This is a genomic window from Pseudomonas rhodesiae, from assembly GCF_013285305.1.
Taxonomy (GTDB): Bacteria; Pseudomonadota; Gammaproteobacteria; order Pseudomonadales; family Pseudomonadaceae; genus Aquipseudomonas; species Aquipseudomonas rhodesiae.
This window is the reverse complement of record NZ_CP054205.1, coordinates 1832057-1852279: the sequence shown is the minus strand read 5'-3', so window position 1 is coordinate 1852279 and position 20223 is coordinate 1832057. Positions and strand designations below refer to the sequence as shown.

Sequence of the window (20223 nt, the reverse complement as noted above, 5' to 3'; positions counted from 1 at the left end):
CTTGCTCGCGATGACGCGGGCACATTCAACATAAATTTCGACAGTTATACCGCTTTCGCGGGCCAGCCCGCTCCCACATTTTGAACGCTGGATCAGCGGGCCTTGGGTTTCTTTACGCTTTCCAGCCGACGCAGGTGGCAGGTCACCTCTTCACGGTCGTGGTACAGCTGCTTACAGCCGATTTCCACACGAATGCCACGCGCCTTGAAGCCTTCCTCGATGCGCTCCAGCAGGCGCTTGACCTCGGCATAGCGCTGTTTCATCGGCAACTTGAGGTTGACCACCGCCTCGCGGCAATACCCTTCGCCGATCCAGGTCTCCAGCAGCGCCGCGTTACGCGCGGGTTTCTCGACGATGTCGCAGACCATCCAGTCCACCGGCTGCTTGGGCACGAAAGTGAAACCGTCGGCCATCAGGTGCTGCACCAGGCCGGTGTCCATCAAGCTCTCGGCCATGGGGCCGTTGTCGATGGCGGTCACCAGCATGCCACGGTTGACCAACTGCCAGGTCCAGCCACCCGGCGCGGCGCCAAGGTCGACGCCGGTCATGTCGCCATGCAGGCGCTCGTCCCACTGGTCGCGGGGGATAAAGTGGTGCCAGGCCTCTTCCAGCTTCAAGGTTGAGCGGCTGGGGGCTTCGCGGGGGAATTTCAGACGGGGGATGCCCATGGGCCACATCGCCGAGTTGTTCGACTCGGACAGGCCCATAAACACTTCGCGGCCGCTCTTGAAAGTCAACAGCAGGCGCGGTTTGCTCGGGTCATCCACCAGCCGGCCGGCATTGAGCAGGGCTTTTCGCAGGTGTACTTCGAATTTCTTGCAGAAGTTCGACAGCTCTTTGCCGTCGTTGGTGTCGACCATTTCCAGCCATAGGCTGCCGCACACCGGAAATTCGCGCAGGTGGGCAAGGATCACACTGATGCGGTCGGTTTCCGGCAAGTCGATAAACACTCCACGCGCCCATTGCCGCGGGAAGATCAGCTCGGCAAAGCGCTGGCCGTGCATCAAGCGCTGGGCGCCGTCTTCTTCGGTGCAGACAAATTCGGCGCAGGCGCTGCCGGTCTTGGCCTTGGCGTAGCCGGACACGTTCAGGCGCGCGGCGTGTTCCGCGATCTCGGAACAGACTTCGCCTTCAAACCCTGGGCGGCAGTGCATAAAAAGGGTGTTCATCAACTCTCCTGGTGACTCGACGGACCTTGCGCTATCGCAATGTCTGTCATGAAAACGCGCGCATGATAGCCGAGTTCGGAACCTTGGACTTCACCATAGAGTCCAGTTATTAGCCTGCTAATGAAAACAGCGCTAGCTTTAAAGCTCTGTTCGTCCCGTCAGGTCCGTAGCCGTGCGGACCATAAGGAGTCGTGTCATGTCATCGCTTGATAGCCTGAGAACCCTTAAGACCCTTGAAATAGACAGCAAGACCTACCACTACTTCAGCCTGCCGGAAGCCGCCAAGAGCCTGGGTGACCTGGATAAGCTGCCGATGTCGCTCAAAGTGCTGCTGGAGAACCTGCTGCGCTGGGAAGACAACAAAACGGTCACCGGCGCCGACCTCAAGGCCATCGCCGCCTGGCTCAAAGAGCGCCAGTCCGACCGCGAGATCCAGTACCGCCCCGCCCGCGTGCTGATGCAAGACTTTACCGGCGTACCCGCCGTGGTCGACCTGGCCGCCATGCGCGCCGCCGTGGCCAAGGCCGGTGGCGACCCGCAACGCATCAACCCGCTCTCTCCCGTCGATTTGGTGATCGACCACTCGGTGATGGTCGACAAGTTCGGCAATGCCGACGCCTTCGAGCAGAACGTCGACATCGAAATGCAGCGCAACGGCGAACGCTATGCCTTCCTGCGTTGGGGCCAGAGCGCCTTCGACAATTTCAGCGTAGTGCCGCCGGGCACCGGTATCTGTCACCAGGTCAACCTCGAGTACCTGGGCCGCACGGTCTGGACCAAAGACGAAGACGGCCGCACTTATGCTTTCCCCGACACCCTGGTGGGCACCGACTCCCACACCACCATGATCAACGGCCTGGGCGTGCTCGGCTGGGGCGTGGGTGGTATCGAAGCAGAGGCGGCGATGCTCGGCCAGCCGGTGTCGATGCTGATCCCCGAAGTGATCGGCTTCAAGCTCACCGGCAAACTCAAGGAAGGCATCACCGCCACCGACCTGGTGCTGACGGTGACCCAGATGCTGCGCAAGAAAGGCGTGGTGGGTAAGTTCGTCGAGTTCTATGGCGACGGCCTGGCCGACCTGCCCCTGGCGGACCGCGCCACTATCGCCAACATGGCCCCGGAATACGGCGCCACTTGCGGCTTTTTCCCGGTCGATGAAGTGACCCTGGACTACCTGCGCCTCTCGGGCCGTCCGACAGAAACCGTCAAACTGGTCGAGGCGTACACCAAGGCCCAAGGCCTGTGGCGTCACGCGGGCCAGGAGCCGGTGTTCACCGACAGCCTGGCCCTGGACATGGGCAGCGTCGAAGCCAGCCTGGCCGGGCCGAAGCGTCCCCAGGACCGGGTGGCGCTGCCGAATGTCGGCCAGGCATTCAGCGACTTTCTCGACCTGCAATTCAAACCCACCAATAAAGAAGAAGGTCGCCTGGAAAGCGAAGGCGGCGGCGGCGTCGCCGTGGGCAATGCCGACCTGGTGGGGGAAGCCGATTACGACTTTGACGGTCAGACCTATCGCCTGAAAAACGGCGCCGTGGTGATCGCCGCGATCACCTCCTGCACCAACACCTCCAACCCCAGCGTGATGATGGCCGCCGGCCTGGTGGCCAAGAAGGCCGTGGAAAAAGACCTGACGCGCAAACCCTGGGTGAAAAGCTCCCTGGCGCCCGGCTCCAAAGTGGTCACCGACTACTACAAGGCCGCGGGGCTCACGCAATACCTGGACAAGCTCGGTTTCGATCTGGTGGGTTATGGCTGCACCACCTGCATCGGCAACTCCGGGCCCTTGCCCGAGCCGATCGAGAAAGCCATCCAGAAAGCCGACCTCACCGTGGCATCGGTTTTGTCCGGCAACCGCAACTTCGAAGGCCGCGTGCATCCGCTGGTGAAAACCAACTGGCTGGCATCGCCGCCCCTGGTGGTGGCCTACGCCCTGGCGGGCACCGTGCGCATCGATATCAGCAGCGAGCCGTTGGGTAACGACCAGCAGGGCAACCCGGTATACCTCAAGGACATTTGGCCCAGCAGCCAGGAAATCGCCGACGCCGTGGCCCAGGTCAGCACTGGCATGTTCCACAAGGAGTACGCCGAAGTGTTTGCCGGGGATGAACAATGGCAGGCCATTGAGGTGCCACAAGCCGCCACCTATGTGTGGCAGAAAGACTCGACCTACATCCAACACCCGCCGTTCTTCGACGACATTGCCGGGCCGCTGCCGGTCATCAAGGACATCAAAGGTGCGAATGTACTGGCGTTGCTGGGGGATTCGGTGACCACCGACCACATCTCCCCCGCCGGTAATATCAAAGTCGACAGCCCCGCCGGCCGCTACCTGCGCGAACAGGGCGTGGAACCGCGCGACTTCAACTCCTACGGCTCACGTCGGGGCAACCATGAGGTGATGATGCGCGGCACCTTTGCCAATATCCGCATCCGCAACGAAATGCTCGGCGGCGAGGAAGGTGGCAATACGCTGTATATCCCCACTGGCGAGAAGATGGCGATCTACGACGCCGCGATGAAATACCAGGCTACAGGCACGCCGCTGGTGGTGATCGCCGGGCAGGAATACGGCACCGGCTCCAGCCGCGATTGGGCGGCCAAGGGCACCAATCTGCTGGGGGTCAAAGCGGTGATTGCCGAGAGTTTCGAGCGCATCCACCGCTCCAACCTGGTGGGTATGGGCGTGTTGCCGTTGCAGTTCAAGCTGGACCAGAACCGCAAGGCGCTCAAACTCACCGGTAAGGAGAAGATCGATATTCTGGGGCTGAGCGACGTGGAGATCGTGCCGCGGATGAACCTGACACTGGTGATTACCCGGGAGGACGGCAGCAGCGAGAAGGTCGAGGTGCTGTGCCGGATCGATACCTTGAATGAAGTGGAGTACTTCAAGTCGGGGGGAATTCTGCACTATGTGCTGCGGCAGCTGATTGCCTCTTAAGAACACAGGAGATCAAATGTGGGAGGGGGCTTGCCCCCGATGGCGGTATGTCAGTCAAAACACCATGACTGATCCACCGCTATCGGGAGCAAGCCCCCTCCCACATTTTGACCGCGCTTCAGATCAGCCGAACAACCACTTCCACAGCAGTACCAACACCACTACCGCCAGCACCGGCCGCGCAATGCGGTAGGCCTTGGGGTATTTACGCTTCCATTGCTTGACCATGCCGCTGAACTTATCGCTGAAACGCTTGCTCCAGGCATACGCCTGGTTGATCCCACCCACGCGCTCGTCGTCGAGGTTCTGCGGTGCGGTGGCGCGGCCCAGCTGTTTGCTGACCCAACGGTTGACGCGGGTCATCAGGCGGTTACTCAGCGGACGCTCGATGTCGCAGAACAGGATCACGCGGGTCTGCTCGGTTTCGTTCTTGACCCAATGCACATAGGTTTCGTCGAACATCACGTCTTCACCGTCGCGCCAGGCGTACACCTGGCCGTCGACGAAGATGCGGCAGTCGTCGGAATTGGGCGTGGACAAGCCCAAGTGATAGCGCAGGGAACCGGCGAACGGGTCGCGGTGCGGGTTAAGGTGGCTGCCGCCCGGCAACAGCGCGAACATCGCGCCCTTGACGTTGGGGATGCTACTCACCAGTGCCACGGTCTTCGGGCACAGCGCCTCGGCCGACGGCAGGGGCTTGTCGTACCACTTGAGGTAGAAACGCTTCCAGCCCTTTTTGAAGAACGAACCGAAACCGGCGTCGTTGTTCTTTTCGGCGGCGCGGATGTAACCCTCGTCGAACAGGTGCATGGCCTCTTCGCGGATCACTTCCCAGTTGTCCTTGAGCACATCCAGCTCCGGGAATTTGCTGCGGTCCAGGTACGGCTTGGACGGCACCGCCGAAAACAGGTACATCAAGGCGTTATACGGGGCGAACAGCGCCGAATGGTTGACGAACTGGCGCAACATCGGCAAACGCGCCTTGCCGCGCAGGTGCACGTACAGCGTGCTGCCGATAAACAACAGCAGCACCGACAGTTTGGCGGTCAGAGAAAAGGTCATGCGGCAACTCCTGGAAATAAGCGTCTGGCCGACAGCACCCCGTTGGAGGGATGCCAGACGTAACAGCCGGCCATGATAAACAGTTGCGCCATTATGCAGAAGGCCCGCACCGACCAGCTGACCTGCATCAAGCCTGGTTTTCCTGCTCAGTGAACAGATCGCTGAACAGCATGCTCGACAGGTAACGCTCACCGGAATCCGGCAGCACCACCACGATAGTCTTGCCCTGCATCTCCGGTTTCTGTGCCAGGCGCACCGCCACCGCCATCGCGGCGCCGCAGGAAATCCCGCACAAGATCCCCTCTTCCTGCATCAAACGCAGGGCCATGGCTTTGGATTCCTCGTCGCTCACCAGTTCCACGCGGTCGACCATCGACAGGTCGAGGTTCTTCGGCACGAACCCGGCGCCGATCCCCTGGATCTTGTGCGGGCTGGGCTTGACCTCTTCACCGGCCAGGGTCTGGGTGATCACCGGCGAACCGATCGGCTCGACCGCCACCGACAGAATCGGCTTGCCTTGGATATTTTTGATATAGCGCGACACGCCGGTGATGGTGCCACCAGTGCCCACGCCCGCCACCAGCACATCCACGGCGCCATCGGTGTCGTTCCAGATTTCCGGACCGGTGGTTTTTTCGTGGATGGCCGGGTTGGCCGGGTTTTCGAACTGGGCCGGCATAAAGTACTGGGCCGGGTCGCTGGCGACGATCTCGCCGGCCTTCTCGATCGCGCCTTTCATGCCTTTGGCCGGCTCGGTCAGTACCAGCTCGGCGCCGAGGGCCTTGAGCACCTTGCGCCGTTCCAGGCTCATGGAGGCCGGCATGGTCAGCAGCAACTTGTAGCCACGGGCGGCGGCGACGAACGCCAGGCCGATGCCGGTGTTGCCGGAGGTGGGTTCGACGATGGTCATGCCCGGCTTGAGTTTGCCGCTGCTTTCGGCGTCCCAGATCATGTTTGCACCGATGCGGCACTTCACCGAGTAACCGGGGTTGCGCCCTTCGATCTTGGCCAGAATGGTCACGCCACGCGGAGCGATGCGGTTGATCTGAACCAGGGGCGTATTACCGATGGAGTGCGCGTTATCTGCAAAAATGCGGCTCATGGCGGGTCCTATTGGGCGATGTGCGAAAGGCTTCAAGGTTATGCCGGGTCGTACTAGGCGTCCAGTCGGAGGAACGTTGAGGCCAGCGCGACAGTCCATCTGCTTACGAGCAAGGAGAACTGCCCCATGAAACGTCGCTACAGTTGGCCGCTATGGACCGTCGCCGGGTTGGTGGTGGTGCTGATCGCCCTGAACATCGCCCTGCCCTACCTGGTGCGCAATTACCTGAATGACAAGCTGGCCAATATGGGCGACTACCGCGGCGAAATCGCCGACGTGGACCTGGCCCTGTGGCGCGGCGCCTACCGCATCAACGGCTTGCAGATCGTCAAGGTGGACGGCAAGGTGCCGGTGCCGTTCGTCAAGGCGCCACTGATCGAGTTCGCGGTGAGCTGGCATTCGCTGTGGTACGACCATGCGGTCGTCGCCGAAGGCCACTTTGTGCGGCCGGAAATCAATTTTGTCGACGGCGGCGCCAACAAGCAGGCGTCCCAGACCGGTAAGGGCACCGACTGGCGCGAGCAACTGGGCAAGTTGCTGCCGATCACCCTCAACGAGGTGCGCATCGAAGACGGCAAGATCGCGTTCCATAACTTCAATTCCAAACCGGCGGTGAACATCAACGCCACCGGGGTCAATGCCAGCTTCTATAACCTGACCAATGTGGTCGACACCGAAGGCAGGCGCGATGCGCGCTTCGACGGTAAAGCACTGCTGCTGGGCCAGGCCCCGCTAGAAGCCAGTGCCACCTTCGACCCCTTGAGCAATTTCGAAGACTTTGAATTCCGCTTCCGCGCCCGCGACTTGCAGCTCAAGCGCATGAACGACTTTGCCTCGGCCTACGGCAAGTTCGATTTCAAGGCCGGCACTGGCGATCTGGTCATTGAGGCCCAGGCTGAAAAGGGCCAACTGACCGGGTACATCAAGCCGTTGCTGCGGGATGTGGAAGTGTTCGACTGGCAGCAGGACGTGGAAAACAAAGACAAGAACATCTTCCGCTCAATCTGGGAGGCCGTGGTGGGCGCCAGCGAGACCGTGCTGAAGAACCAGCGCAAAAACCAGTTCGCCACCCGCGTGGAACTGAGCGGCAGCGTGCATCAGCAAGATGTCAGCGCGTTCTGGGCCGTGGTGGCGATTTTGCGCAACGGTTTTATCCAGGCGTTCAACGCGCGCTATGAACAACCCAAGCCGAGCGCCGACTGAGCGCGCAGAGTGACCGGCCATTCAGAGACTGAATAACCCGTCTGCGTTCACAGTCGCCGGGGCCGCGCGGTATAGTCCGGGCATTGATGAATTCGAGGAAACACCGATGAAGTTCGAAGGCACCCAGGCCTACGTTGCCACCGATGACCTGAAACTGGCCGTCAACGCTGCCATCACCCTGGAGCGTCCGCTGCTGGTCAAGGGCGAGCCGGGCACCGGCAAGACCATGCTCGCCGAGCAACTGGCCGAATCCTTCGGCGCCAAGCTGATTACCTGGCACATCAAGTCCACCACCAAGGCCCACCAAGGCTTGTACGAGTACGACGCGGTCAGCCGCCTGCGCGACTCGCAGCTGGGCGTGGACAAGGTGCACGACGTGCGCAACTACCTGAAGAAAGGCAAGCTCTGGGAGGCGTTCGAGTCCGAGGAGCGCGTGATTCTGCTGATCGATGAAATCGACAAGGCCGACATCGAGTTCCCCAACGACCTGCTGCAAGAACTCGACAAGATGGAGTTCTACGTCTACGAAATCGACGAGACCATCAAGGCCAAAAAACGCCCGATCATCATCATTACTTCCAACAACGAAAAAGAACTGCCGGACGCGTTCCTGCGCCGCTGCTTCTTCCACTACATCGCCTTTCCGGATCGCACCACCCTGCAAAAGATCGTCGATGTGCACTACCCCGACATCAAGAAAGACCTGGTCAGCGAAGCGCTGGACGTGTTCTTCGACGTGCGCAAAGTCCCCGGCCTGAAGAAAAAACCCTCCACTTCCGAACTGGTGGACTGGCTCAAGCTGCTGATGGCCGACAACATCGGCGAGGCGGTGCTGCGCGAGCGTGATCCGACCAAGGCCATTCCGCCATTGGCCGGCGCCCTGGTGAAGAACGAGCAGGACGTGCAGTTGCTGGAGCGTCTGGCGTTCATGAGCCGTCGCGGTAATCGCTGATGTTGCTCAACCTGTTCAATGAAATGCGCGCAGCCAAGGTGCCGGTGTCGGTACGTGAACTGCTCGACCTGATCAACGCGCTGAAACAACGCGTGACCTTCGCCGACATGGACGAGTTTTACTACTTGGCCCGGGCGATCCTGGTTAAGGACGAGCGGCATTTCGACAAGTTCGACCGGGCCTTCGGCGCGTATTTCAACGGCCTGGAAAAACTCGATGATCACCTACAGGCGCTGATCCCCGAAGACTGGCTGCGCAAGGAATTCGAGCGTTCGCTCAGCGATGAAGAGCGTGCGCAGATCCAGTCCCTGGGCGGCCTCGACAAGCTGATCGAGGAATTCAAGAAGCGCCTGGAAGAACAGAAAGAACGCCACGCGGGCGGCAACAAGTGGATCGGCACCGGCGGCACCAGCCCGTTTGGTTCCGGCGGCTATAACCCGGAAGGCATTCGCGTCGGCGACGCCGGCAAGCGCCAGGGCAAGGCCGTCAAAGTCTGGGACCAGCGCGAATACAAAAACCTCGACGACCAGGTGGAACTGGGCACGCGCAACATCAAAGTGGCCCTGCGCCGCCTGCGCAAATTCGCGCGCCAAGGGGCGGCGGAAGAGTTGGATATCGACGGCACCATCGACCACACCGCCCGCGATGCCGGCTTGCTGAACATTCAGATGCGCCCGGAACGGCGCAACACCATCAAGCTGCTATTGCTGTTCGATATCGGCGGCTCGATGGATGCCCATGTGAAGATCTGCGAAGAACTGTTCTCCGCGTGCAAGACCGAGTTCAAGCACCTGGAGTACTTCTACTTCCATAACTTCGTGTACGAGTCGGTGTGGAAAAACAACCAGCGCCGCACCTCGGAGCGCACCTCCACCCAAGACTTACTGCACAAGTACGGTGCCGACTACAAAGTGATTTTTATCGGCGACGCTTCGATGGCGCCGTACGAAATCACCCAGGCCGGCGGCAGCGTCGAGCACTGGAACGAAGAGCCCGGGTATGTATGGATGCAGCGCTTCATGGCCAAGTACAAGAAGCTGATCTGGATAAACCCATACCCCAAGGACACTTGGGGGTTTACGGCCTCCACCGGGATTGTGCGGGAGTTGGTGGAAGACCAGATGTACCCCCTGACGCTGCGCGGGCTGGAAGAAGGCATGCGCTACCTGTCCAAATAACACCAGATCCAATGTGAAGGCTTGCCCCCTGGAGCAATCTGCCTGCCCATCTGTCACTGACGCGCCGTCATCGGGGGCAAGCCCCCTCCCACAGTTTGGAAGCGGCGCAAATGCTTTCTCCAAGTAATACCGACATCTAATGTGGGTGGGGCCTGCCCCCTTTAGCAGTCTGCCTGCCCATCTGTCACTGACGCGCCGTCATCGGGGGCAAGCCCCCTCCCACAGTTTGGAAGCGGCGCAAATGCTTTCTCCAAGTAATACCGATATCCAATGTGGGTGGGGCTTGCCCCCTTTAGCAGTCTGCCTGCCCCTCTGTCACTGACGCGCCGTCATCGGGGCAAGCCCCCTCCCACAGTTTGGAAGCGGCGCAAATGCTTTCTCCAAGTAATACCGACATCCAATGTGGGTGGGGCTTGCCCCCTTTAGCAGTCTGCCAGCCCCTCTGTCACTGACGCGCCGTCATCGGGGGCAAGCCCCCTCCCACAGTTTGGAAGCGGCGCAAATGCTTTCTCCAAGTAATACCGATATCCAATGTGGGTGGGGCTTGCCCCCTTTAGCAGTCTGCCAGCCCCTCTGTCACTGACGCGCCGTCATCGGGGGCAAGCCCCCTCCCACAGTTTGGAAGCGGCGCAAATGCTTTCTCCAAGTAATACCGACATCCAATGTGGGTGGGGCTTGCCCCCTTTAGCAGTCTGCCAGCCCCTCTGTCACTGACGCGCCGTCATCGGGGCAAGCCCCCTCCCACAGTTTGGAAGCGGCGCAATTGCTTTCTCCAAGTAATACCGACATCCAATGTGGGTGGGGCTTGCCCCCTTTAGCAGTCTGCCTGCCCCTCTGTCACTGACGCGCCGTCATCGGGGGCAAGCCCCCTCCCACAGTTTGGACGCGGTGCAATTGCTTTCTCAAAGTAATACCGACATCCAATGTGGGTGGGGCTTGCCCCCTTTAGCAGTCTGCCTGCCCCTCTGTCACTGACGCGCCGTCATCGGGGGCAAGCCCCCTCCCACAGTTTGGAAGCGGCGCAAGGGCTTTTTCCAAGTAATACCGACATCCAATGTGGGTGGGGCTTGCCCCCTTTAGCAGTCTGCCAGCCCATCTGTCACTGACGCGCCGTCATCGGGGGCAAGCCCCCTCCCACAGTTTGGAAGCGGCGCAAATGCTTTCTCCAAGTAATACCGATATCCAATGTGGGTAGGCTTGCCCCCTTTAGCAGTCTGCCTGCCCATCTGTCACTGACGCGCCGTCATCGGGGGCAAGCCCCTCCCACAGTTTGGAAGCGGCGCAGATACTTTTAATACCGACATCCAATGTGGGAGGGGGCTTGCCCCCGATTCCGGTGGTGCAGTCACTGACGAATGGACTGACCGAACTCTATCGGGAGCAAGCCCGTCCCGCCGTTTGGAAGCGGCGCAAATACTCGATGTGCTGCCGATGCGCCGTTTCCTGCACCACCGGCGCCAATCGCACTTTCTCCCCCGGCAGACATTGCGCCAGCCTGGCCAAGGCCAAGGGTGTCAGCGCGCCCAACCGTGGATAGCCGCCGATAGTCTGGCGATCATTGAGCAATACGATCGGCTGCCCATCCGGCGGCACTTGGATCGCCCCCAGCGGAATCCCTTCGGAGATCAACGACAGCCCCTGATACTGCAACGGCGTGCCCAGCAGGCGCATGCCCATGCGGTCGGCACGGCTGTCCAAGGCCCAGTCGGTGTTGAACGCATCGAACAGGCTCTGGCCGCTGAACTGGCCGATCTGCGCGCCGACAATCACGTCCAGTGAGCCGCCGGTGGGCAACGCCGGCTGACTCAACACCTGCAGGGCACCGCCGGTTCCGGAATAGCTCAACCGACCGCCTGCGGCCAGTGCGTTGCCCAAACCATCCACACCTCCGAGTGCTTCACGGGCCACCGTCGCGCAACTGCCCAGTACCGCCGGCGCATCAAACCCGCCCGGCGCCGCCAGGTACGCCCGCGCACCGTCGAACGGTTGGGTAAAGCGCAGGCGCTGGCCCTTTTGCAGGACAAAACTGCGCCCAGGGCTGATGGCGCGCTCGTCGATATGCGCACCCAGATCTGCACCGGCCAGAGCCAGCAGGCAATAGTCCTCGGCCTTTACGGTGAAGCCGCCGAGGGTGATTTCCACCACCGCAGCGTTCAGCGCATTGCCCAGCAGCCAATTGGCCCACGCCATCGACACCCAATCCAGCGCGCCGCCCTGGGTGACGCCCAAGTGGCGCACGCCAAAACGCCCGGCGTCCTGCAACAGGCACAGCGGGGTGCTGGCCTCGATCGATAAGCGGCTCATGGCTGCGCCTCCAGCGGCGTGTCATCGCCACCCAAGCGGATAAATTCAGCGTGATCCACCGCCTGGAAACGAACCGTGTCGCCGGGCTGCATCAGGCTGTAGCCGTCGCGCTCGCGGTCGAAGAGTTTGGCCGGGGTGCGGCCGATCAGGTTCCAGCCGCCCGGCGACACCACCGGGTAGGCCGCCGTCTGCCGCTCGGCGATCCCCACACTGCCGGCCGCCACGCGTTTGCGCGGGGTGCTCAGGCGCGGAGTGGCGAGGGCTTCATCCACCAAGCCCATAAAGGCGAATCCGGGAGCGAAACCAAGGGCGAACACCTGGTATTCGTGGGCGCTGTGGCGGCGGATTACCTCGTCCACCGTCAAGCCGCTACGCTGGCTGAGCACGCTCAGTTCCGGGCCGACGCGCAGGTCGTACCACACCGGCAAAACATGGCACTGGCCGCTGCCCTGGGCCTGGGGTTGCAAATCGGCGAGGGCTTGATCGATGCGGTGCCGCGCTCCGGCCGGGCTCAACGCAGTGAGGTCGTAATGCACCATCAAGGTGGTATAGGACGGCACCAGATCCACCAACGCCGTGCCGAAAGCGCCGCGCAATCGTTGGGTAGCGGCGAGCATCCACGGCATATTGGCTTCGGCGATCACGTCGAACAGACGCACCATCAGACAATCGATGGCCACCACTTCAATGCGTGGCTTCATGCTGACGTCAACGCCGCGCGGATACGTTGCACGGCGGCGATGGAACTGGCGTTGTCGCCATGGACGCACAAGGTATTGGCCTGCAACACCAGGGCGCTGCCATCGCTGGCGGTGAGCGGCTCGCCGCGAGCAATAGTCAGGGCTTGCTGGAGCACGGTGTCAGCGTCGTGATGCACTGCGCCCGGCAGTTGGCGCGATACCAGGTGGCCGTGGCTGTCGTAAGCACGGTCGGCGAACGCTTCGAACCACAAGGTCAGGCCGTATTCGTCGCCCATCGCCTGGGCTGCGCTGTTATCACGGGTGGCCAGCAGCATCAACGGCAAGCTGGCGTCGTAGGCCGCAATGGCCTGCATCACCGCGCGCAGTTGGGCGGGTTTGGCCATCATGTCGTTGTACAACGCACCGTGGGGTTTGACGTAGCTGACGCGTGTGCCCTGGGCACGGCAAATGCCATCGAGAGCGCCGATCTGGTAGTGCAACAGGTCCTGGATTTCTTCAGGGCTGTAAGCCATCGAGCGGCGACCGAACCCTTGGAGGTCCTGGTACGCCGGATGCGCACCGATTTGCACGCCATGCTTGAGCGCCAGGCTGACAGTCTTGCGCATGATGCTCGGGTCGCCGGCATGAAACCCGCAGGCCACGTTGGCGCAATCGATGAACGGCATGACCTCGGCATCCAGGCCCATGGTCCAGTTGCCAAAGCTTTCGCCGATATCACAATTCAGTAGCAGGCGGCTCACGGTGGTCGCTCCTGTAGGCTTTGTTTTTTTGTAGTGTGGGATTCTTACCGCCGGACACGCAACTTGTCCTGGCACCCCCACGCCGCTTATCGTGGAACGACTCGATTTTTGGCGCTCGCCCCATGCGGCGTCCAACTAATAAAAACCGATCCAAGCATAAGAAAAAGTTGATCCCATGAATTTGAAGTTCCTCGAAACCTTCGTTTGGGTCGCCAGGCTCAAGAGCTTTCGCCTGACCGCCGAAAAGCTCTTTACCACCCAGGCGTCGATCTCCAGCCGCATCGCCGTGCTGGAAAGCGAACTGGGGGTGAAGCTGTTCCTGCGCGATTCCCGGGGGGTGAGCCTGACCCCGGAAGGCGTCAAGGTGCTCGACTATGCCGAGCAGATGATGGTGACCCTGCAAGGTTTGAAACAATCCCTGGAGACCACCAGCAGCAAGGTCGGACGGATTCGGATCGGTGCCATGGACACGGTGATCCACACCTGGCTCAGCCCGTTGGTGGCGGAATTGATGGACCATTTCCCGCTGGTGGAAATCGAATTGGTCGCCGATACCGCGCTGAACCTCAGCGATCAGCTGCAAAAAGGCTTTCTCGATCTGATCCTGCAAACCGACCTGCTGCGCCTGGAAACCGTGCGCAGCCTGGAACTGGGCAGCCACCCGATGGCCTGGATCGTCGCCAGCCAATCGATCTATAACCGTGACTATGCCTCCCTTGCCGACCTGGCCCAGGAACGCATCATCACTTATTCGAAAAATTCCCACCCGCACCAAGACGTGATCCGCCTGATGCAAGCCAACGGCGTTGCTGCGCCGCGTATGAACTGCGTGAACTCGGTGTCGGCGATCACCCGCCTGCTGCGCGACGGTTTCGGGATTGGCGCGCTGCCGCCGGTGCTGGTCGGCGAAGAACTGGCCCGCGGCGAACTGCTGATGCTGCCCATGGAACAACGCTTGCCGAACCTGCAAGTGGTGGTGTCGTGGCGCGTGGGCGTGGAGTTGGTGGAGGAGATCGTGGGGTTATGCCAGAAAGTAGTGGCCCGATATGCCGAGGAAGTCGGCGAAGAGCGGATGGTGCTGGCAACTGAATAAACCGGATACGAATGTGGGAGCGGGCTTGCCCGCGATAGCGTCAGTGACAGTTCGGCTGACTGATCCACTGCTATCGGGGGCAAGACCCCCTTCCACATTTGATCGAGATGGGCGTTAGAGGCCCTTGAGGTCCCGCTCTTCAATCGGCCGGCTCTGGCGCAGGCGCTTGCCGCCCAGCACGATCCAGTCGATCAGGCGGTACAGGCATTCCAGGCCGAACGACAACAGCATCGCCCCACCCAGGCCCCAGCCCATGGCTTCGGGGGTCAGCAGGATCTGGTAGCTGTAGCCGTTCCAGGTTTCCTGGCGGATATCCGGGTCGGCGGCCACCGCCACTTGCAGCGCGCGGATGTACCACGGGCCCTGCATGGCCTGGAATTGCTTGTCCAGCGCCACTTGGCGATCGAGCAAAGCGCCCAGGCTGCTGGCATCGCTCTGGAACACCGGGTCATCGCTGGCGCGGTAATGCTCGACCAGGGCGTGCATGTCCCCCTTGAAGAACTGCTGCGCCGTGGTTTCGAAGCCACGCAGGCTGGTCTGAGCCTCGATCAGGTGGGCTTCGACGCGCTTGGCGTAATCGCTGATAAACCCCGGCACTTGCACACCGACCAACAGGCCAATGGCAAACAGCACCAACCGCAGATAGCTGAGCAACATAGTCGATGTCCTTACTCGGTAATGCCCTGGCTGACGCATTCTCCGCGTCGCCATAGGCTCCATTGACCCGGTTCGTAGCGGGTCCAGTTTTCGTTGTCGGTCAGGGGTTCGGTGGCAATCACCGTGACCACGTCATTGGGCGTGGTTTCGGCCTGAAAATCGACGATCACGTCGACATCTTTCAAGCGCGCCGGGCCGAACGGTGCACGCCGGGTGATCTGGGCCAGTTTGGTCGAGCAATAGCAGAACAGCCAGTCGCCATCGCTGAGCAGGCAGTTGAAGACGCCTTTGCTGCGGTACTCGGCGCAAGCGGCGATCAGGTCCGGCAGCATTTGCTCGATGTCCACCGGCTCGGGGAAGGCTTCGCGCACGCGGTTGAGCAGATCGCAGAACGCCGCTTCGCTGTCGGTATCGCCCACCGGCCGGTAGAACGTGGCGCGTGGGGCAAAGTCCGCCAGTTGGCCGTTATGGGCAAAACACCAGTTGCGCCCCCACAATTCGCGCACGAACGGGTGGGTATTGGCCAGGCTCACCTTGCCGACATTGGCCTGGCGGATATGGCCAATCACCACTTCGCTTTTGATGGGATAACGCTGCACCAGCAGGGCGACTTCCGATTCGCTGCTCGCGGCCGGGTCCTGAAACAGACGCAGGCCACGGCCTTCGTAGAACGCGATACCCCAACCGTCCCGATGCGGCCCGGTGCGCCCACCGCGCTGCATCAGCCCGGTGAAGCTGAACACGATATCGGTGGGGACGTTGGCACTCATGCCCAATAATTCACACATGCCAGGGCTCTCGCTGCAGGGCTTACAACGTTAAAGACGCGGTTCGACTCGCATACCGCTGACGGGCGCCGGGCGCCGGAAAGGTTCGTCATCGTCCTGGTCTTCGGCGGCCAGGGCGGCGTCGGTGGCGGCCTTGCGCTCGCGGCGCGCCTTGGCGGCACGCTCGATGGGCCAGCGGATCAGCACGAACACCAGGTACACGCCGAACGCGATCATCGTGTACATGAACAAATCGGAGATGGCGCGCCAGGCGTTATTGCCGACCTTGAGCACCAGGTCCATCGCCGTAATGGCCACGGCCGGCGCGAACTGGGTCTTGACCGGATCGACAATGGTCGGGCTGAACAACAGCACCGCCATCAGCAGTTGCAGCGGCTCGCGCAGCCAGCGCCAGATCCAGCGGGTCATGCGCCACCACACCAACAGGCAGCCCAAAGCGGCGAAGGCGTAAAGGCCCCAAGCGGTCAGATAGTCGTTCTCGGTCATGGTGTCCATGGCAAGGTTGGCAAACAGGCGGCTATCATAACGGCTTTTGCGTGTCACGGCTGCAATGCCCGCCACCTTCCGCCAGACAGAGAGTGATCCATGCCGTCATCGACCCACATCACTGCCGCCCCGATTGCCCGCAAGGCCCCCGGCCAGGACCCGTACGCCTGGCTGCAAGAGCGTGACAGCGCCGAAGTGCTCGATTACCTCAAAGCCGAAAACGCCTGGCAGCAAGCCCAGCTCGCCGATCAAGCGGCCCTGCGCGAAAGCCTGTTCGACGAGATCAAGGGGCGCATCCTCGAAACCGACCTGTCCCTGCCCTCCCCCTGGGGCCCGTACCTGTATTACACGCGCACCACAGCCGGTGACGAATATGCGCGCCACTACCGCTGCCGTCGCCCCGCCGACGACAGCAACCAGGTGGATGAAAGCAGCGAGGAATTGTTGCTGGACCCGAACGAACTGGCCAACGGCGGCTTCTTCTCCCTTGGCGCGTTCAGCATCAGCCCCGACCATCAGCGCCTGGCCTACAGCCTCGATACCAGTGGCGATGAGATCTACACCCTGTTCGTGAAGGAATTGGCCACCGACAAAGTCAGCGAACTGGAATTCGATCACTGCGACGGCAGCATGACCTGGGCCAACGACAGCCTGACCCTGTTCTTCGGCGAATTGGACGACACCCACCGCCCGCACAAGCTGTATCGCTATCGCCTGGATGGCACGGCGGCGCAGGAAGTGTTCCACGAGCCTGACGGACGGTTCTTCCTGCATTGCTACCGCTCAAGCTCCGAACGTCAGTTGCTGCTGGCTCTGGGCAGCAAGACCACCAGCGAAATCTGGGCGCTGGACGCCAACCAGCCGCACCTGGACTTCACCTGCCTGGCGCCACGGGTGGAGGATCACGAATACGATGTGGACCACGGCCAGCTCAATGGCCAGTGGAGCTGGTTTATCCGCAGCAACCGCGACGGCATCAACTACGCGCTGTTCGTCGCCGCCGACACCGGCGAGGTGCCCACCGAAGCCGACTGGCGCAACCTGATCCCGCACCGCGACGACGTGATGCTCGACGGCGTGAGCCTGAACGCCCGCGCCATGACCCTGAGCCTGCGCATCGGCGGCCTGCCGGTGATCGAAGTGCATCCCCAGGACCTGGCGGCCTACCGTGTGGAATTGCCCGACGCAGCGTATAGCCTCTACGTACAAAACAGTCTGGAATTTCCCAGCGACCGCATCCGTCTGCGCTACGAAGCACTGAACCGTCCGGCCCAAGTGCGGCAGTTGGAACTGGCCAGTGGCGCGCAACAGGTGCTCAAGGAAACCCCGGTGCTCGGCGTGTTCAATGCCGACGACTATGTGAGCCAGCGCCTGCGGGCCACGTCGGCCGATGGCACCCAGGTGCCGATCAGCCTGGTGGTCAGGCGCGATCAGGTGGGCAAGCCGACACCGTTGTACCTGTATGGCTACGGTGCCTACGGTTCGAGCCTGGACCCGTGGTTCTCCCATGCGCGCCTGAGCCTTTTGGACCGGGGCGTCGCGTTTGCCATTGCGCATGTGCGCGGCGGTGGCGAGTTGGGCGAGGCCTGGTATCGCAACGGCAAGCAGGAACACAAGCAGAACACTTTCAGCGACTTTATCGCCTGCGCCGAACACTTGATCGCCCAGGGCCTGACCACGTCCAAGCAACTGGTCATCAGCGGCGGCAGTGCCGGCGGTTTGTTGATCGGCGCGGTACTCAACCAACGTCCCGAGCTGTTCCAGGCGGCGATTGCCGAAGTGCCGTTCGTGGATGTGCTGAACACCATGCTCGACCCGGAACTGCCGCTGACCGTCACCGAATACGACGAATGGGGCAACCCCGAAGACCCGGATGTCTACGCGCGCATCAAAGCCTACGCGCCGTACGAAAACGTCCGCGCCCAGGCTTACCCGGCCATGCTGGTGATTGCCGGCTACAACGACAGTCGCGTGCAGTACTGGGAAGCGGCCAAGTGGGTGGCCAAGCTGCGCGACACCAAGACCGACGACAACCTGCTATTGCTCAAGACCGAACTGGGCGCCGGTCACGGTGGAATGAGCGGTCGCTATCAGGGATTACGTGACGTAGCGCTCGAATATGCATTTGTGTTCAAGGCGCTCGGGTTGATTTAGGAACTTAGTGCGGCGGTTCGGTCTGAACACAGGACCGCCCCTGTTTTGATGGACCCAATTGCTGCCATGCCACCACCGACACAACTCAATAATGAAATCCGCGACATGCTCATGGACTGCGGATTGTTCGATCCTTTGTTGCCGGAGGATTTTCATATCGCTGCCGGCTACTTCAACATCAGCACCATTGCCCAGGGCGAGGTGATCTTTCTCGAAGGCGATGCGGGCACCTTCATGTGCATCCTCCACAGCGGCCAAGTGGCGGTGCAGAAGGCTCATCACGACGGCCAACCCGTGACCATCGCCACCCTGCGCAGCGGCCGGGCCTTTGGCGAGATGGCGGTGCTCGACGGCGAGCGACGCTCGGCCAGTTGCGTGGCCGCCAGTGCTTGCGTGCTGTTGAACCTGGGCAAGGACTCCCTGGAGAAAATGCTCAACGAAGCGCCACGGGTCGCTGCCAAGATTATCCGCGCGATTGCGATTGCCTTGTCCAAGCGCCTGCGCATGGCTGACGGGCAACTGCTATCGCAGCAGTTCTAGCCGCCGGGTGTCTTGGGTTTACTGTCGTTCTGCTGCAAGCCGGGCACTGTCTGGTCTTTTGGCGGTGCGGGCAAGACGATGGGCGCCAGGGGCGGCGAACCGTTGGTCTTGGGCACCACCGGCGGGGTGACCTGGGGATACAGGGTGGGCGTTGGCGTGCCCGGTGCGCCGGGAGTTGGCGCGGGGGCGACCGGCACGGTTTGCAACTCCTGAGCCTGCGCCGCACCCAATGCGAGCGCGCTCAACACAATGACCGTTAGAATGCTGCACTTCATCGATGGCTCCATGGCCTGACCGGAATGTCGTAAGGCTACTCCCAACCGCGCAAGAATGCCCTTCCCAATGAGATTTCCATGAAACGTTTCGTTCTGCTGGACACCACCCCAATCCCTGACAACGGCGGTGCCTTGTGCCTGTTCGAATACGGCGAGGATTTTGTCATCAAGATCCAGGGCGGCGACGGTGGCCAGTTGATGAACACGCGCATGCACGGTTCCGAAGACGCGCTGGCCGAGATCCCCTGCCGCAAAGTTGCCGGCCGCCCGAACTCGCGGGTGTTGATCGGCGGTCTGGGCATGGGCTTCACCCTGGCCTCGGCCCTCAAGCATCTGGGCAAGAACGCCGAAGTGGTGGTGGCCGAACTGGTGCCTGGGGTCGTGGAATGGAACCGTGGACCGCTGGGGGAAAAATCCGGCCGGCCATTGCTGGACCCACGCACGGTGATCCGCCAGGAAGACGTGGCCAAGGTGCTGCAGGCCGAGCCCCAAGGGTTTGACGCGATCATGCTCGACGTCGACAACGGCCCCGAAGGCCTGACGCAAAAGGCCAATAGCTGGCTGTATTCCGCCGGTGGCCTGGCTGCCTGCGCCAAGGCGCTGCGCCCCAAGGGGGTGCTGGCGGTGTGGTCGGCCAGTGCGGATAAGCTGTTCAGCGATAAACTGCGCAAGGCCGGCTTCAAGGCCGAGGAAGTGCAGGTGTTCGCCCATGGCAACAAAGGCACGCGGCATACCATCTGGATTGCGGAAAAGCTTAAGGGCTGAATCCCCTTGTGGTTGGGGCTCGCCCCCGATAGCGGTCTATCGGTGCCAGGTGCAGTGACTGCCCTCAGCAGCTAGAATCAACCCTATCCGTGACCCACCTAATAGCCAGGAGCCAT

Annotated in this window: 18 protein-coding genes; 8 read left to right on the top strand and 10 right to left on the bottom strand. The window is 61.5% G+C overall.

The features are described 5' to 3' along the window. Positions 1 to 92 precede the first annotated feature (92 nt). On the bottom strand, positions 93 to 1169 hold the full coding sequence (rlmM, locus tag HRH33_RS08370) for a 23S rRNA (cytidine(2498)-2'-O)-methyltransferase RlmM (protein WP_167416520.1): 1077 nt from the start codon (positions 1167 to 1169) through the stop codon (positions 93 to 95). 196 nt (positions 1170 to 1365) lie between these two features. Between rlmM and acnA the strand changes: the two genes are divergently transcribed. Continuing rightward, positions 1366 to 4107 (top strand): aconitate hydratase AcnA, encoded by a 2742-nt coding sequence (acnA, locus tag HRH33_RS08365; RefSeq protein ID WP_173603382.1) that lies wholly within the window; start codon positions 1366 to 1368, stop codon positions 4105 to 4107. A gap of 123 nt (positions 4108 to 4230) precedes the next feature. Here acnA and HRH33_RS08360 read toward each other — a convergent pair whose 3' ends face one another. Next, positions 4231 to 5169: an aspartyl/asparaginyl beta-hydroxylase domain-containing protein gene (locus HRH33_RS08360; RefSeq protein WP_167416518.1), complete on the bottom strand. Its 939-nt coding sequence runs from the start codon at positions 5167 to 5169 to the stop codon at positions 4231 to 4233. 127 nt (positions 5170 to 5296) lie between these two features. After that, a complete protein-coding gene (gene cysK, locus HRH33_RS08355; RefSeq protein WP_034096460.1) occupies positions 5297 to 6271 on the bottom strand; it encodes a cysteine synthase A in 975 nt (324 codons plus the stop codon). Positions 6272 to 6397: 126 nt separating this feature from the next. On the opposite strand from cysK, the gene HRH33_RS08350 reads away from it, so the two are divergent. The 3 genes from HRH33_RS08350 (at position 6398) to HRH33_RS08340 (ending at position 9604) form a co-directional block, all read left to right on the top strand. Next, positions 6398 to 7474 carry a DUF748 domain-containing protein gene (locus HRH33_RS08350; protein ID WP_034137395.1) on the top strand — a complete coding sequence of 359 codons (1077 nt, stop codon included), beginning with the start codon at positions 6398 to 6400 and terminating at the stop codon, positions 7472 to 7474. A 106-nt stretch (positions 7475 to 7580) separates the two neighbouring features. Then, positions 7581 to 8426, top strand: coding sequence for an AAA family ATPase (locus HRH33_RS08345; RefSeq protein WP_003210690.1), 846 nt, complete (start codon positions 7581 to 7583; stop codon positions 8424 to 8426). Continuing rightward, positions 8426 to 9604, top strand: a complete 1179-nt coding sequence (locus tag HRH33_RS08340) for a vWA domain-containing protein (RefSeq protein WP_034096457.1) — start codon at positions 8426 to 8428, stop codon at positions 9602 to 9604. The genes HRH33_RS08345 and HRH33_RS08340 overlap by 1 nt, the downstream gene beginning before the upstream one ends. A 1371-nt stretch (positions 9605 to 10975) precedes the next feature. On the opposite strand, the gene HRH33_RS08335 is transcribed toward HRH33_RS08340, so the two are convergent. From HRH33_RS08335 to HRH33_RS08325, 3 genes are read right to left on the bottom strand one after another with little or no spacing between them, the layout of a single operon-like run. After that, positions 10976 to 11908: a 5-oxoprolinase subunit C family protein gene (locus tag HRH33_RS08335; protein WP_167416517.1), complete on the bottom strand. Its 933-nt coding sequence runs from the start codon at positions 11906 to 11908 to the stop codon at positions 10976 to 10978. Next, positions 11905 to 12609, bottom strand: a complete 705-nt coding sequence (gene pxpB / locus HRH33_RS08330) for a 5-oxoprolinase subunit PxpB (RefSeq protein WP_167416516.1) — start codon at positions 12607 to 12609, stop codon at positions 11905 to 11907. Before pxpB ends, HRH33_RS08335 begins: the two co-directional genes overlap by 4 nt. After that, complete coding sequence (locus HRH33_RS08325; protein ID WP_094064633.1) at positions 12606 to 13349, bottom strand: 5-oxoprolinase subunit PxpA; 744 nt, start codon at positions 13347 to 13349, stop codon at positions 12606 to 12608. The genes pxpB and HRH33_RS08325 overlap by 4 nt, the downstream gene beginning before the upstream one ends. A gap of 175 nt (positions 13350 to 13524) precedes the next feature. On the opposite strand from HRH33_RS08325, the gene HRH33_RS08320 reads away from it, so the two are divergent. Then, on the top strand, positions 13525 to 14442 hold the full coding sequence (locus HRH33_RS08320) for a LysR family transcriptional regulator (RefSeq protein ID WP_034137391.1): 918 nt from the start codon (positions 13525 to 13527) through the stop codon (positions 14440 to 14442). 114 nt (positions 14443 to 14556) lie between these two features. Here the strand turns inward: HRH33_RS08320 and HRH33_RS08315 are convergent, their stop codons facing one another. From HRH33_RS08315 to HRH33_RS08305, 3 genes are read right to left on the bottom strand one after another with little or no spacing between them, the layout of a single operon-like run. After that, entirely contained in the window at positions 14557 to 15099 is a 543-nt protein-coding gene (locus tag HRH33_RS08315; RefSeq protein ID WP_034096452.1) for a DUF2937 family protein, read from the bottom strand. A gap of 11 nt (positions 15100 to 15110) precedes the next feature. Beyond that, a complete protein-coding gene (locus HRH33_RS08310) occupies positions 15111 to 15887 on the bottom strand; it encodes a class II glutamine amidotransferase (protein WP_034096451.1) in 777 nt (258 codons plus the stop codon). Between the two features lie 30 nt (positions 15888 to 15917). Beyond that, positions 15918 to 16448: a hypothetical protein gene (locus HRH33_RS08305; RefSeq protein WP_034137389.1), complete on the bottom strand. Its 531-nt coding sequence runs from the start codon at positions 16446 to 16448 to the stop codon at positions 15918 to 15920. Between the two features lie 24 nt (positions 16449 to 16472). Between HRH33_RS08305 and HRH33_RS08300 the strand changes: the two genes are divergently transcribed. Together HRH33_RS08300 and HRH33_RS08295 are read left to right on the top strand one after the other, a co-directional pair. Beyond that, positions 16473 to 18527, top strand: a complete 2055-nt coding sequence (locus HRH33_RS08300; protein WP_167416515.1) for a S9 family peptidase — start codon at positions 16473 to 16475, stop codon at positions 18525 to 18527. A gap of 66 nt (positions 18528 to 18593) precedes the next feature. Next, complete coding sequence (locus HRH33_RS08295) at positions 18594 to 19067, top strand: cyclic nucleotide-binding domain-containing protein (protein WP_034137485.1); 474 nt, start codon at positions 18594 to 18596, stop codon at positions 19065 to 19067. On the opposite strand, the gene HRH33_RS08290 is transcribed toward HRH33_RS08295, so the two are convergent. After that, a complete protein-coding gene (locus tag HRH33_RS08290) occupies positions 19064 to 19342 on the bottom strand; it encodes a hypothetical protein (protein WP_034137387.1) in 279 nt (92 codons plus the stop codon). The two genes, HRH33_RS08295 and HRH33_RS08290, sit on opposite strands and share 4 nt — an antisense overlap. 78 nt (positions 19343 to 19420) lie before the next feature. Between HRH33_RS08290 and HRH33_RS08285 the strand changes: the two genes are divergently transcribed. Further along, positions 19421 to 20107 (top strand): spermidine synthase, encoded by a 687-nt coding sequence (locus HRH33_RS08285; RefSeq protein WP_034137386.1) that lies wholly within the window; start codon positions 19421 to 19423, stop codon positions 20105 to 20107. Positions 20108 to 20223: the final 116 nt, after the last annotated feature.